At 66.6% G+C, this 11,930-nt stretch carries 16 protein-coding genes and 1 pseudogene; 13 read left to right on the top strand and 4 right to left on the bottom strand.

The genetic code is table 11. From position 1 onward, the window contains the following. Positions 1-21: 21 nt before the first annotated feature. Positions 22-672 (bottom strand): NADPH-dependent F420 reductase, encoded by a 651-nt coding sequence (locus AC5RVZ_RS07520; RefSeq protein ID WP_494065148.1) that lies wholly within the window; start codon positions 670-672, stop codon positions 22-24. Positions 673-763: 91 nt separating this feature from the next. On the opposite strand from AC5RVZ_RS07520, the gene AC5RVZ_RS07525 reads away from it, so the two are divergent. The 4 genes from AC5RVZ_RS07525 to AC5RVZ_RS07540 all read left to right on the top strand — a co-directional run bounded on the left by AC5RVZ_RS07525 (position 764) and on the right by AC5RVZ_RS07540 (position 2,980). After that, on the top strand, positions 764-1,270 hold the full coding sequence (locus AC5RVZ_RS07525; protein WP_494065149.1) for a MarR family winged helix-turn-helix transcriptional regulator: 507 nt from the start codon (positions 764-766) through the stop codon (positions 1,268-1,270). A 10-nt stretch (positions 1,271-1,280) separates the two neighbouring features. Beyond that, positions 1,281-1,574, top strand: a complete 294-nt coding sequence (locus tag AC5RVZ_RS07530; protein WP_494000918.1) for a DUF503 domain-containing protein — start codon at positions 1,281-1,283, stop codon at positions 1,572-1,574. A 114-nt stretch (positions 1,575-1,688) separates the two neighbouring features. Beyond that, positions 1,689-2,120 carry a hotdog fold thioesterase gene (locus tag AC5RVZ_RS07535; protein WP_494013685.1) on the top strand — a complete coding sequence of 144 codons (432 nt, stop codon included), beginning with the start codon at positions 1,689-1,691 and terminating at the stop codon, positions 2,118-2,120. Positions 2,121-2,149: 29 nt separating this feature from the next. Then, on the top strand, positions 2,150-2,980 hold the full coding sequence (locus AC5RVZ_RS07540; RefSeq protein ID WP_494065150.1) for an aldo/keto reductase: 831 nt from the start codon (positions 2,150-2,152) through the stop codon (positions 2,978-2,980). A 70-nt stretch (positions 2,981-3,050) separates the two neighbouring features. On the opposite strand, the gene AC5RVZ_RS07545 is transcribed toward AC5RVZ_RS07540, so the two are convergent. Continuing rightward, the gene (locus tag AC5RVZ_RS07545) at positions 3,051-4,154 is read right to left on the bottom strand and encodes a fatty acid desaturase family protein (protein ID WP_494065151.1); all 1,104 of its coding nucleotides are present in this window, start codon (positions 4,152-4,154) and stop codon (positions 3,051-3,053) included. 306 nt (positions 4,155-4,460) lie between these two features. Between AC5RVZ_RS07545 and AC5RVZ_RS07550 the strand changes: the two genes are divergently transcribed. The 5 genes from AC5RVZ_RS07550 (at position 4,461) to AC5RVZ_RS07570 (ending at position 7,672) form a co-directional block, all read left to right on the top strand. Next, positions 4,461-4,667, top strand: coding sequence for a cold-shock protein (locus AC5RVZ_RS07550; RefSeq protein WP_127512299.1), 207 nt, complete (start codon positions 4,461-4,463; stop codon positions 4,665-4,667). A gap of 156 nt (positions 4,668-4,823) precedes the next feature. Then, complete coding sequence (locus tag AC5RVZ_RS07555) at positions 4,824-5,522, top strand: hypothetical protein (protein ID WP_494065152.1); 699 nt, start codon at positions 4,824-4,826, stop codon at positions 5,520-5,522. 1 nt (position 5,523) lies between these two features. Further along, the gene (locus AC5RVZ_RS07560) at positions 5,524-6,213 is read left to right on the top strand and encodes a PspA/IM30 family protein (protein ID WP_494065153.1); all 690 of its coding nucleotides are present in this window, start codon (positions 5,524-5,526) and stop codon (positions 6,211-6,213) included. After that, entirely contained in the window at positions 6,213-7,193 is a 981-nt protein-coding gene (locus AC5RVZ_RS07565) for a D-2-hydroxyacid dehydrogenase (RefSeq protein WP_494065154.1), read from the top strand. The genes AC5RVZ_RS07560 and AC5RVZ_RS07565 overlap by 1 nt, the downstream gene beginning before the upstream one ends. Beyond that, positions 7,190-7,672, top strand: a complete 483-nt coding sequence (locus tag AC5RVZ_RS07570; RefSeq protein ID WP_494065155.1) for an SRPBCC domain-containing protein — start codon at positions 7,190-7,192, stop codon at positions 7,670-7,672. Before AC5RVZ_RS07565 ends, AC5RVZ_RS07570 begins: the two co-directional genes overlap by 4 nt. A gap of 54 nt (positions 7,673-7,726) precedes the next feature. Here the strand turns inward: AC5RVZ_RS07570 and AC5RVZ_RS07575 are convergent, their stop codons facing one another. Next, positions 7,727-8,311: a PepSY domain-containing protein gene (locus AC5RVZ_RS07575; RefSeq protein WP_494065156.1), complete on the bottom strand. Its 585-nt coding sequence runs from the start codon at positions 8,309-8,311 to the stop codon at positions 7,727-7,729. 129 nt (positions 8,312-8,440) lie between these two features. Between AC5RVZ_RS07575 and AC5RVZ_RS07580 the strand changes: the two genes are divergently transcribed. Then, a complete protein-coding gene (locus AC5RVZ_RS07580) occupies positions 8,441-9,139 on the top strand; it encodes a dienelactone hydrolase family protein (RefSeq protein ID WP_494065157.1) in 699 nt (232 codons plus the stop codon). A 66-nt stretch (positions 9,140-9,205) separates the two neighbouring features. On the opposite strand, the gene AC5RVZ_RS07585 is transcribed toward AC5RVZ_RS07580, so the two are convergent. Further along, the gene (locus tag AC5RVZ_RS07585) at positions 9,206-9,595 is read right to left on the bottom strand and encodes a cupin domain-containing protein (RefSeq protein WP_494065158.1); all 390 of its coding nucleotides are present in this window, start codon (positions 9,593-9,595) and stop codon (positions 9,206-9,208) included. 248 nt (positions 9,596-9,843) lie between these two features. Between AC5RVZ_RS07585 and AC5RVZ_RS07590 the strand changes: the two genes are divergently transcribed. The 3 genes and pseudogenes from AC5RVZ_RS07590 to AC5RVZ_RS07600 form a co-directional block, all read left to right on the top strand. Next, on the top strand, positions 9,844-10,857 hold the full coding sequence (locus tag AC5RVZ_RS07590) for a squalene cyclase (RefSeq protein WP_494065159.1): 1,014 nt from the start codon (positions 9,844-9,846) through the stop codon (positions 10,855-10,857). Positions 10,858-11,081: 224 nt separating this feature from the next. Next, entirely contained in the window at positions 11,082-11,384 is a 303-nt protein-coding gene (locus tag AC5RVZ_RS07595) for an urease subunit gamma (RefSeq protein WP_494000932.1), read from the top strand. Positions 11,385-11,401: 17 nt separating this feature from the next. Next, positions 11,402-11,836: pseudogene (locus AC5RVZ_RS07600) on the top strand (urease subunit beta); the annotation flags it as partial. Between the last annotated feature and the right edge of the window lie 94 nt (positions 11,837-11,930).

The following is an 11,930-nucleotide window of genomic DNA, read 5'->3' on the forward strand; positions in this document are numbered from 1 at the left end:
CTGTTCTGCCGGTCGATGCCGTCATGGACGCGCCGGTTCGTTGGTCTCCGCCAAGAGGCCTCGGAGCTCGTCGGCGGCATGGGCGGCGTTGAAGATGCGGGTCCCCGGTTGGAAGGCGCGGCCGGCCGACAGCGGGCCGGCATCGACCGGGTCGTAGCCGAGGTGATCGATGAAGGCGGCGACCAGGTCTTTGGCGTCGTCGTGATCGCCGGCAAGAGCCAAGGCGCGGCGGGCGGCGGAGCCGGAGCTGCGGCTGTCCTCCTCGAGTTCCCGGTACCCGATGTGGTTCAGGGTTTTGACCAGGTGCGCGCCCGCCAGGAAATCCTGGACGACCTCGCTGCTGCCGCGCGGGTCGCTCTCGAAGTCGCCGATCACGCCGTCGGTCGGGGCCCAGTAGTTCATCGCATCGATCACGGTCTTGCCGGCCAACCGGCCCGGATCCAGCGTGCGGTATCTGTGCAGTGGAATCGCGGCGAGAACCAGGTCCGCCGCTCCCGCTTCGGCGGCGTCGACCGGCTCCGCCCCCGGCGTGATGATTTCCGTCAGCAACGCGATCTCTGCGGCCGGCTTGGACGTTGCGATCTTCACCCGGTAGCCGGCCTTGAGCGCCTGCCGGGCGACGGCGGTGCCCACCCGGCCGGCCCCCAAAATGCCAACGGTGCCAAGCTTCATTTCCACTCCAGTCTGCAAATATGCTGTCCGACAGACTATATTCATTGCAGATTATCTGTGCAACTTCACATGATTCGTTATCATGAGAGGCATGACAGGAGAACGAGCCGCCACAGCGGACAGGACGCACAGCCCGGTTCCCGGCGACTTCGGCTGGAACCTCGGCATGGTCCTGCGCGGGTATCAGTCAAAATTCGAGGAGGCCGTCACCGGCATGCCGGAAGGCATCCGCGGCTACCAGATCCTCTCCGCCGTCGTTCATCGGGACCCGCCGAACCAGCAAGCCCTCGGGGCCCACTTGGCGATCGACCGCACCGTACTGACCTACATCCTCGATAAACTCGTGGCCGCCCGGCTGGTGGAACGCGTCCCCGCCGCCAACGACCGGCGCGCACGGAAAATCGTCCCCACCGCACAGGGACGGGCCGCACTCTCGGAGCTTGAGGTCCGCGTCGCACGTGCCGAGCAGGACCTGCTCTCCGGCCTGTCGCCGGAGGACGTGCGCACGCTTTCCGCGTTGGTCGAGGTGTTGGCCATGCGAATCCACCGCGCGCAGCCGAACTCCAGCCCGTGCGAGGCGATGGACCACCTGCCCTAGACTCGTCAGCATGTGGATCGGCTGGATTGAGTTCGACCTGCTCCTGGGCGACGTGCACTCGCTCAAGGAAAAGCGTTCCGTGCTGCGGCCGATCATCGCCGAGGTGCGGAAGCGGTTCGATGTCTCGGTGGCGGAAGTCGGCCAACAGAACCTCTACCGGCGGGCCGAGCTGGGCATCGGGCTGGTAGGCGGCGACCGGGCCCATGTGGTCCAGGTGCTGGACACGGCCGAGAACTACATTGCCTACCGCCCCGGCGTGGACCTGCTCAGCACACGGCGGAAAATACACTCGAGCGACGACTGAGCCCGGCCCCGCGCCGCTGCAAACCGGTCCTGCAGGCCGCCGGTGCGCATCGGCCGGCGTGGATATTGGTAGCGTTGGTCACGCCCATGATCCGCGCCACATCCGGAGGCTCTGTTGACTACTCCCGCCACCGACGAGCAGTTTTCCACCGTCGAGGAGCTTGTCCGCCACCGCTATGCCTCCGACAAAGCGTCGCAGCACCTTGGCATCGAGGTGCTTGAGGCCGAAGAAGGCCGCGTGGTGATGTCCATGGGCGTCCAGGACTACATGCTGAACGGCCATCACATCCTGCACGGCGGCTACCTGTTTACGCTCGGCGATACGTGCTTCGCGTTCGTTTGCGAGTCACTGGGCCGGCCGTCGGTCTCCCGTCAGGCGGAAATAACGTACATTGCGCCCGGCGCGGCCGAAGCCCGCCTGGTGGCCACCGGCGTCGAACGTACCCGCTATGGCCGCAACAACATCGTGGATATCTCCATTCACGACCATGACGGCCAGCACTTGGCCGAGATGCGCGTCTACGGCGTGCTGGTCCCGAAGAAGTAGTTTCCCCCTGCACCAAAGGAGCATTCCCGATGTCCGCAGTGCCCGCGATCGATCTCAACAACGGCGTCAGCATCCCGCAGCTGGGCTTCGGCGTCTTCAAGGTGCCGCCGGCTGAAACGCAACGGGCCGTTGAAGCTGCACTGGAGGCCGGTTACCGCCACATCGACACCGCCGCCGCCTACCGCAACGAGTCCGGCGTGGGGGCGGCGATCAGATCCAGCGGAATTCCGCGCGAGGAACTGTTCATCACCACGAAACTCCGCAACGGCGAGCAGGCGACGGCCCGCAAGGCGTTCGATGCCAGCCTGCGGGAGCTGGGCCTGGACTTCGTGGACCTGTACCTGATCCACTGGCCGGTGCCATCGCAAAACCTCTACCTGCGGGCGTGGCACGAACTCGAGGAGGTCTACGCCGAGGGCCTCAGCCGCGCGATCGGCGTCTCCAACTTCCTCATCGAGCATTTGGAAACCGTGCTGGCCGCCGGCGGTACGGTTCCGGCGGTGAACCAGATCGAAATCCACCCCACCTTCCAGCAGCGCGAGGTCGCGGAGTTCAGCCGTGGGCACGGCATTGCCGTCGAGGCCTACAGCCCGCTGGGCCAAGGTGCGGATTTGGAGAGCCGGACGGTCACCGCCATCGCGGCAAAGTATCTGGCGACCCCGGCCCAGGTGGTGCTCGCCTGGCATCTTGCCAACGGCGCCGTCGTGATCCCGAAGTCCGTCAATCCCGGGCGGATGGCGGAAAACCTGGCCGCGGCACGGCTCACGCTCGATGCGGAGGACCTGGCCGCGATCACGGCGCTTGACGCCGGCGGTCGCATCGGCGCGGACCCGGCCACGGCAGCCTTCACGCAGCTCTAGAAACGACGGTTGCCGGTGTCCGCGTTGGACACCGGCAACCGTAGGGAACCTGCTGAGCGCAGGCTGAGCGCTAGAGCCGGCGGTACTCGGCCACCATCGGGCAGTCGAACGGGTCACGCGCCGACAGGCCGACCTTGTTCAGGTACTGGACCACGATGCCGTAGGACTTGGGCAGCGACGTTTCGGTGTACGGGATGCTGTGGTTGGCGCAGTATTCGCGCACGATGTGGGCGGCCTTGGCCAGGTTGGGCCGCGGCATGCTCGGGAACAGGTGGTGCTCCACCTGATAGTTGAGTCCGCCCATGAGCGCGTTGAGGGCGCCGCTTCCCGCGGGAGTGCGGCCAACGATGTTGCGGCTGGTCAGGACCTGGCGGCTGAGGAAGTCCACCTTCGAGTCCTTGGGGATCAACGGCATGCCCTTGTGGTTCGGCGCGAAGGACGCACCCATGTAGACGCCGAAGACGGCCAGCTGGACCCCGATGAAGGCGAACGCCATGCCGGTGGGCAGGAAGATGAAGATCGCGGCAATGTACAGCGACAGCCGGGCGAAGAGGATGGCCAGTTCGCGCTTGCGGCCCTTGACGGGGCCGCGGGCAAACAGCGACCTGATGGAGGTGGCGTGCAGGTTGATGCCCTCGAGCATCAGCAGCGGGAAGAACAGGTAGCCCTGCCGGCGGGTGAACCAGGCCATTAGGCCGCGGCGTTCGGCGGCCTGCTCCGGCAGGAAGGAGACGGTGTCCTGCTCGATGTCCGGGTCTTTCCCGATGGTGTTCGGGTTGCCGTGGTGCCGGGTGTGCTTGTTCATCCACCACTGGTAGCTGATGCCCACCACCGCGTTGGCCAGGAACCTTCCGGCGCGGTCGTTGGCCGGGCCGGTTTCGAAGACCTGCCGATGCGCGGCCTCGTGGGCCAGGAACGCCAGCTGCGTGAACAGGATGCCCAGTGCGCCGGCAATCAACAGCTGGAACCAGCTGTCGCCGAGCAAAACGAATCCGGTGGCCGCTCCGGCCAGCCCCAGCGCCAGCGCGACAAAGAGGCTGATGTAGAACCCCCTGCGCTTTCGCAGCAGACCTGCATCCCGCACGGTACTCAACAGCTGGGAGTAGCCGCTGGCGGCGGAAGAACCGCGCTTGCTACGGGTAGAAGTTGTCGGTGGAGATACAGATATGCTCATGCAGCCTTCAGTGGATCGGGTCCGACTTCCCAGCCGCTTTAGTAGGGCGAGTGCCCCGTAGATGAAGATCACTTTACGGTAGCAACCTGAACGCGTCCTGAACAGTGGGGGCCGTGGTAGTGCCATTCGGCTTCCCGTTCAAAGTCCTGTACAGTGATTCTTGTAGTTGTTGTGTTGCGCATTTGATTTTGAGCAACAAGCCCTTCACCGAAGGGTTTGTGCTTCTCTGAACGGCGGACGAAAAACACCGCTGCAAGCGACCCGTGAAGTCCGCGGGCCGTGTAAATACTCGGAGGAGTACAAATAATGGCAACTGGAACCGTCAAGTGGTTTAACTCTGAAAAGGGCTTCGGCTTCATCGCTCCGGACGACGGCTCGGCCGACGTTTTCGCTCACTACTCGGCTATCGAGAACAGTGGCGGCTACCGCGAACTGCGTGAAGACCAGAAGGTCGAATTCGAAACCGTGCAGGGCCCCAAGGGCCTGCAGGCTGCCAACATCCGCGGCCTCTAAGACGGCAGCGGCAACGCCGCTCTAGTCTTTTCCAATGGAGCCGGTTCCCGTACGGGAGCCGGCTCCATTGTTGTGTCCGGCTGTTTTGCCCCGCTGTTTTGCCCGGCAATTCATTCCCACTGGCAGTAAGCGAGCCTCCGGGGGCAAACTTGAGGCATGCCCTTGACACCAGTGCCCGCCAGTACCGCAACCTTCGTGGCCGACATGGTCCTGCAGATTTTGATGTTCACCGGCATCGCCGTGCTCTGCGTCGGGACGGCGGCGGCCGTGGCCGTGTGGCTGGTGGTCCGCAGGATCCGGCGCTCCCGCAGGTTGAGGAACGGGCTCCGCAGGGGGTCTCTCACCGTCCGCAGTTTCACCCGGGACGACGCCGGACGCCGCCTGGCCCGCCAGCGGCTCGGGTTGCAGCGCTCGGCGGAAGCGACGGAACGGGCACTCGCCGCGGCACGGTCGGAGGGTCGCCCCGTCGGGGAGCTGCCGCTGGTGGCGGCCAGGCTTGAAACTGCTTCCCGGTCCCTGGACGAACAGCTGAAGCTGGCGGAAGGCGAACCGGTGCTTCAGGTGAAGCGCTCCCTCGCCGCCAGCCTGAGCGGGCGGGTCGAACAACTCAACCGGCTGTCGGGCCAATTGCGGCAACAACTGGTGGAAGCCGGGTATTCTGCCGACGCCGAACAGCTGGACCTGGCCGGGCAGCATTTGTCCCGGGAGATCGAGGCGCTGCATGCCTGGTCCTCGGCCTACCGCCGTGTCCGCGACGGGCGCAGCACTGCTGTCCCGCCACGCCTTCGCTCCGGCTTCCCGCCGCGCCGCCAGCCGGCCCCGGCCCAGCGTCGGCCCGATCCCATGAGGAGCTAACGTGTCCATCAAGCACCGCCTCGGACGCATCATCCGCGCCAACCGCGCGGCGAAAGAGGCTCCGGTCGATCCCCTGGCGGCCATCGAGGCCAGCCAGCAGCAACAGTCCCAAGCAGTAGACCAGGCACGCCGCAGCGTAGCGGACATCGCGGCCGACTGCCGCCGGATCGGGCTGCTGCTGGATGAAGCCAAGGCAGAGCAGGCGTACTGCGACCGCCAAGCCGAAGAGTGCGTGGCCCGCGGCGACGACGACGGGGCCCGCGAGTTCCTGCACCGGAGCATCACGGCGTCGAAGCGCGTGGAAACCCTCTCCAGGCAATATGAGCGCATGGCCGATCAGTGGCGCCGGCTGGACGGCGAGTTGGCCCGGTTGTCCTCGCGGATAGACGAAAGCCGGATGCGCTACCAGACCCTCCAGGCGCGCCACAACGTCGCCCAGGCCACCCTCGGCATGCAGCAGGCCGCCTCGGCGGCAGCCGGCAGCGCAACCGGAATGCAGTCCGCCGCCCGGGATGCTGAGCGGGAGACCCGGCGCATCGAGGCCGAGGCATCCGCGCGCAACGAAATCGCGTGGTCGGATCCGGACTCGCCGCAGGTGCAGGATGCCTTCGAATGGCTGGAGGCCAGCACGGAAGTCGACGACCAACTGGGCGCGCTGAAGTCGCGGCGCGACAAGGCGCCGGAAGCCTGATGGCCGCAGTCACCAGACCCGTCGTCGCCGTGCTGTACAAAGACCAGCTGCCACCGGGCATGGAGGATGTGGAGGCCGCCGCCGAGGTGCGCTATGCCACCGCGGATCAGCTCGCCGAGGCCTTGGACGGCGCACAGGTGCTGTTCCTGTGGGACTTCTTCTCCTCGGCCCTGGAGGACGCGTGGCATGCCGCCGGGTCGCTGGAGTGGATCCACGTGGCGGCCGCCGGCGTGGACAAGCTCCTGTTCCAAGACCTGCGGAATTCAGGCGTGGTGGTTACCAACGCCCGAGGCATCTTCGACCGGCCGATCGCCGAGTTCGTGCTCGCCGGGATGCTCGCCTTCGCCAAGGACCTGCCGGGCCTGCTGTCCCTGCAGCGGGAGCGCGCCTGGCAGCACCGCGAGACCGAACGCTTAGAGTCGGGCAGCGCGCTGATCGTCGGCACCGGTGCCATCGGACGCGAGATCGCCCGCGTGCTCAAGGTCCTCAACCTGCGGGTTGCCGGGGCCGGGCGGACCGCCCGCAGTGACGACGCGGACTTCGGCGAGGTGTACGCGTCGGCGGAACTCGCCGCCGTGGTCGGAGACTTCGACTGGGTGGTGATGGTGGCACCGCTGACCGAAGAGACCCGGCACCTCGTGGACGCAGCCGTGCTGGAGGCGATGAAGCCCACGGCCCGGCTGGTCAACGTCGGCCGCGGGGAGTGCGTGGACACCGACGCACTGGTGGCGGCGCTGCGGTCCGGCGCCATCGCCGGAGCTGCCCTGGACGTGTTCGAAACCGAGCCGCTGCCGACCGACCACGCGCTCTGGACGATGGACAACGTGATCATCTCGCCGCACCTCAGCGGTGACGCCCGGGGCTGGCTGCCCCAGCTGGCGGGGCAGTTCGCGGACAATTTCGCCCGCTACATCCAGCAGCAACCGTTGGAGAACATGATCGACAAGAAGCTTGGTTTCGCGGCGCCGGCAGGATCGTGAACGAGCAGCCGGCCAGGGTCCACCGCGGCAGCCTCGTAATCCGTGCGGCGCCGCCGAAAATCTACCGCGCCATGACAGATCGCCTCAGCCTGGAAGCGTGGCTGCCTCCGGAGGGCATGGCCGGACGGATGGACCGCTTCGATCCGCGGACCGGCGGAGGGTTCCGCATGGTCCTGACGTATCTGGACGCCGTGGGCGCACCCGGCAAGACGTCGGACGCGACGGACGTGGCCGACGTCGAATTCGTAGCACTGGTCCCCGACCAGTCAATCGTGCAGCGGATCCGGTTCATCTCCGACGATCCGGACTTTGCCGGTATTATGACCATGACCTGGGAGTTACGCGAGCAGCCGGCAGGAACGCTGGTCAGCGTTGCAGCCACCGATGTACCGCCGGGCATCTCGCAAGCCGATCACGAGGCCGGGATAGCCTCGTCCCTGGCGAACCTCGCCGCGCATGTCGAGCAGGGAACCCGCTAAGGCACGTCTGTGCTGCGGCCGCTCGCAGCGCGCGCCTTCGGAAGGTTCGCCCTCTTAGCGGATTTGCTCCCCCGTGACGGCGTCGATGAATACGTCGGTGCTGGAGCCGTCTTCGCGGTCGATCTCGATCTCCCACACCGGGAGGCCGTCCTCATTCCCCAGCGTTACTTCGTCCACGTTCCCCGGTTCGGCTTCCGCGGCGGTGACAAGTGCCTCGGACATGGAGACCCTGGTTTGCTCCAACTCTCGGGAGTTCTCCGGTTCGGCACCCCCGGATTCCCGTTGCTCAAGCACCTCGCTGCCGTCCGGCGAGACCTGTACCTCGATCTCGGCATCGACGTCGAAGACGTCCACTTCCCAGGCCTGAAGCCGGTCGCTGAAGTCGAGTTCGATCGCGGAACTGCCGTGGACGGCATTGACCGCGGTTTCGACAGCGGCCCTCGCATTGCGTTCACCGGGCATGGCAGATCCGGTGCCGCCGGGGCTCGGGTTGCCGGCCCCGGCCGGGGTTTCTGCCGGCTGGGCCTGGCCCGGTTCGGGCTGGGATATGTCGTCTCCGGTGGCGTCACAGGCCGAGAGCGTAAGGGCCAGCCCGGCAGCAATCGAAAGGGCGGTGAAGGTCTTCCTCAGCTGTTCCATAGACCGATTCTCCGCCCCGGCAAACGGCTTGGCCATGCCCCGGGCCCTCCGCCGTCCCGGTAAGCACGACAACATGCGCTGCTGTCCTAGACTGGCATCGAATGCCCCCGAGTGATCAGGAGTAGGACTTTGGCCGACAATCCGACGTACCAGAACGTCGCGTTCGAATCCGCAGGCACCGAGGCCCACGGTTATCTGGCCGTACCAGAGTCAGGGTCCGGCCCCGGCGTCATCGTCATCCAGGAGTGGTGGGGCCTGGTGGATCACATCCGCGATGTTGCCGACCGCCTCGCCGCCGAAGGTTTCGTCGCGCTGGCACCGGACCTCTACGGCGGACGCATCGCCCACGACGGCAAGGAGGCCGCCGCGATGATGTCCAAGCTGCCGGAACAGGAAGGCGCCCGGCTGCTGGCCGGCGCCGTGGACTACCTGCTGGCCCACGAGTCGGTCACCAGTTCCACCGTGGGTGCCATCGGTTTCTGCATGGGCGGCGGCTTTGTGCTGGCGCTGGCCGCGCAGCAGGGCGAGCGCATCAGCGCGGCCGTTCCGTTCTACGGCGTGGGCCAGGGCGTGCCCACGTCGTACGAAGGGGTCCGCGCCGCCATCCAGGGCCACTACGGCGAACAGGACTCGTCCTACCCGGTGGAGAAGGCCAAGGCGCAGGAGGAGCAGATCCGCCGCGAGTCCGGCGCGGAAGTGACCTACTACTTCTACGACGCCCCGCACGCCTTCCACAATGACGAGAACCCGCAGGGCAACTACCGTCCCGAGGAGGCCAAGCTGGCCTGGAGCCGGTCCGTGCAGTTCCTCAAGGACAGGGTCAAGTAGCTTCCACCGGTTATGGGACGACGTCGGTGCTCAGCCGGGCACCGACGTCGCCCTTCTTTCGATGCATCACTCCGCGTCGGAGGGTTCCCGCTCCGGCGTGAGATAGAGCTTCCGCAGGGTTTCGTGCACGGTCCACGTGGTGCGCATTCCTGCCGACAGCAGCATCAGCGAGCCCGGGGCCAGCGGGACCGCCGTCCCGGCGGCGTCATGGGCGTCCTCGTGGTGGAACTCCACGGTGGCGCTGCCGGAGACGACCAAAAACAGTTCGTCGGCTTCCGTATCGTTCATGCTGCCGGTGGACATTTCCCAGACGCCAACGCCGAGGTCGCCCAGCCGGCCCAAGCCGTGCAGCCCGGTAGTGGGCGCACCCTCGGCCACTTGGGCAGCCGGTACGGGCAGGTGTCCCAGTCTCAGGTCGGTGATATTCAGCGGCAGTCCGGGGGTCAGTATCTTCATCAGGGTGCTCCGTTCGCATGTTGGCCGGGAGGTCCGTCAACCGTGGCTTCAACAAACTGCCCCGGTCTGGCCTCCCATCGCTGTGATCGCATTCACCCATTCTGACCGTCTGCGGCCACTTTTCCGCGGCGGCGGCTTCCGACCGCGAGGTCGTGCCCGCCCGGCGCAGTCCTTCGGTCCCCTTCCCCGACCGGGGCGGAGCGCGGAAGCCATGTTGTTCTTTCACGGGGGCCGCTACTCTGTTGACCATGAAGCCCGAGGCGGCGTTGGTCGGCTGGCTGCTCGACTCCGATCCGGCACTGCGCTGGCAGGTCGAACGGGACCTCGCACATGCGCCGCCTCAGCAGTGGGCGGCGACGAAAGCGCGGGTGGCCACCGAGGGTTTCGGCGCGCGGCTGCTCGCGCACCAGGACCCCGATGGCCAGTGGGCCGGCGGGGCCTACTTCCCCAGCGACTTCGACTTCCAGGGACCCGAAGCAGCCGAGGGTGCCGGACAGCCGTGGACCGCCACCACCTGGTCGCTCAATTCCCTCCGTGACTGGGGCCTCGACGCAACAGTGCTCGCGGGCACGGCCGGCCGGCTCGCCGCCAACAGCCGCTGGGAGTACGAGAACCTGCCGTACTGGGACGGCGAAGTGGACTGCTGCATCAACGCCTTCACCCTGGCCAACGGCGCGTGGCTGGGTGCGGACGTGGCCCGGATCGCCGCCTGGTTCATCGAGCACCAACTGCCCGACGGCGGCTGGAACTGCGAATGGATCGAAGGTTCCACCCGCTCGTCCTTCCATTCCACGCTTAACACCTTGAAAGGGCTGCTGTACTACGAGTCCGTCACCGGGGGCTCCGACGATCTCCGCGCCGCCCGCCACGCCGGCGAAGAGTACCTGCTGGAACGCCGGCTGCTGTACACCCGGTCCACCGGTGAACTCGTCGGGCCGTGGGCTGCGCGTTTTGCCTACCCGTTCCGCTGGCTCTACAGCGCACTGAACGCCGTGGACTACTTCAGGTCGGCAGCGCTCCACGACGGCACGTCACCCGATCCCCGGCTGGTCGACGCCATGAAGCTCATCGCGTCCGCGCGCCGGCCCGACGGCACGTGGCTGCAGGAACGCCGCCACCCCGGCCGCGCCTGGTTCGACATCGACGTGCCCCCGGGCGAGCCGTCCAAGTGGCTCACGTTCTACGGCACGCGGGTGCTGGCTTGGTGGGACGAGGCAGGCGTCCTCCCGCCCGCTCCGGGCTACCGGTCCGAGACGGTGTGACGCCGGTCGCGGCCTCTTCAACAGGACGAGCGAAGCGGTGACCTGACACCGGGAGCTCGATGTCAAGCAATTGCGAGGCGGTGATGCCATCGGATTCCCACCAATTTGCCGGGTGCAATCTCCGTGGCTATCCTTGCCTTATCCACGGGCCTCCCGGTCTAGTCTCTGACCGGTTGTAGATAACGGGTGGACACTTCTTTTTGTTAAGGACTAGGGAGTTCTACATGCATTTAACGCCCCGTGAGCACGAAAAACTCATGATTGTGGTCGCCGCCGACCTTGCCAGAAGGCGCCAGCAGCGCGGCCTGAAACTCAACCATCCCGAAGCGGTGGCCCTGATCACCTATGAACTGATTGAGGGCGCCCGCGACGGCCGGACGGTCGCGGACCTGATGAGCTACGGGACCACGATCCTCTCCCGCGGCGACGTCATGGACGGCGTGGCGGAGATGATCGCCGATGTGCAGGTCGAGGCCACGTTCCCCGACGGCACCAAGCTGGTCACCGTCCATAACCCGATTCGCTGAGCCTGAGGAGAACACCCATGAAACCGGGAGAATACATCCTGCGCGGCGAGCCCATCATCTGCAACGAGGGCGCCGAGACCCGCATCATGAACGTGACTAACCGGGGCGACCGGCCGGTCCAGGTCGGGTCGCACTACCACTTCGCCGAGGTTAATCCGGCGCTCGATATGGACCGGGTCGCGGCGCGCGGCTTTCGGCTGGACATTCCGGCGGGCACGGCCGTGCGATTCGAGCCCGGCGACGCGCGCAGCGTGCACCTGGTGGAGATTGCCGGGAGCCGCGAGGTCTACGGCTTCCGGAACCACATGAACGGGTCGCTCGGCGCCAGCGTCCCCCCGGCCTACACCGACGCCATCGGCGGCACCGCCGGCATCAACGCCGAGGCCGAGCCCGAACTGGCGGCCGAATACGACATCGACCTGCCAAACGTCGGCGTCGAGACGGCCGGCTTCCACACCACGTACGGCATGGACCCGGTCGACGAATCCCGCGGCCCGAAGGCCGGCGGCGCCGCCAAGAAGGCGGGCGGGCGCGGCGAGGCCACGG

This window comes from Arthrobacter sp. Cza30, from assembly GCF_059090765.1.

Coding starts and splice junctions, on each gene's coding strand:
- AC5RVZ_RS07545 (WP_494065151.1), bottom strand. CDS start 4,154: ATGAGCATATCTGTATCTCCACCGACAACTTCTACCCGTAGCAAGCGC.
- AC5RVZ_RS07565 (WP_494065154.1), top strand. CDS start 6,213: ATGGCCGCAGTCACCAGACCCGTCGTCGCCGTGCTGTACAAAGACCAG.
- AC5RVZ_RS07525 (WP_494065149.1), top strand. CDS start 764: ATGACAGGAGAACGAGCCGCCACAGCGGACAGGACGCACAGCCCGGTT.
- AC5RVZ_RS07540 (WP_494065150.1), top strand. CDS start 2,150: ATGTCCGCAGTGCCCGCGATCGATCTCAACAACGGCGTCAGCATCCCG.
- AC5RVZ_RS07590 (WP_494065159.1), top strand. CDS start 9,844: ATGAAGCCCGAGGCGGCGTTGGTCGGCTGGCTGCTCGACTCCGATCCG.
- AC5RVZ_RS07555 (WP_494065152.1), top strand. CDS start 4,824: ATGCCCTTGACACCAGTGCCCGCCAGTACCGCAACCTTCGTGGCCGAC.
- AC5RVZ_RS07575 (WP_494065156.1), bottom strand. CDS start 8,311: ATGGAACAGCTGAGGAAGACCTTCACCGCCCTTTCGATTGCTGCCGGG.
- AC5RVZ_RS07595 (WP_494000932.1), top strand. CDS start 11,082: ATGCATTTAACGCCCCGTGAGCACGAAAAACTCATGATTGTGGTCGCC.
- AC5RVZ_RS07520 (WP_494065148.1), bottom strand. CDS start 672: ATGAAGCTTGGCACCGTTGGCATTTTGGGGGCCGGCCGGGTGGGCACC.
- AC5RVZ_RS07550 (WP_127512299.1), top strand. CDS start 4,461: ATGGCAACTGGAACCGTCAAGTGGTTTAACTCTGAAAAGGGCTTCGGC.
- AC5RVZ_RS07530 (WP_494000918.1), top strand. CDS start 1,281: ATGTGGATCGGCTGGATTGAGTTCGACCTGCTCCTGGGCGACGTGCAC.
- AC5RVZ_RS07585 (WP_494065158.1), bottom strand. CDS start 9,595: ATGAAGATACTGACCCCCGGACTGCCGCTGAATATCACCGACCTGAGA.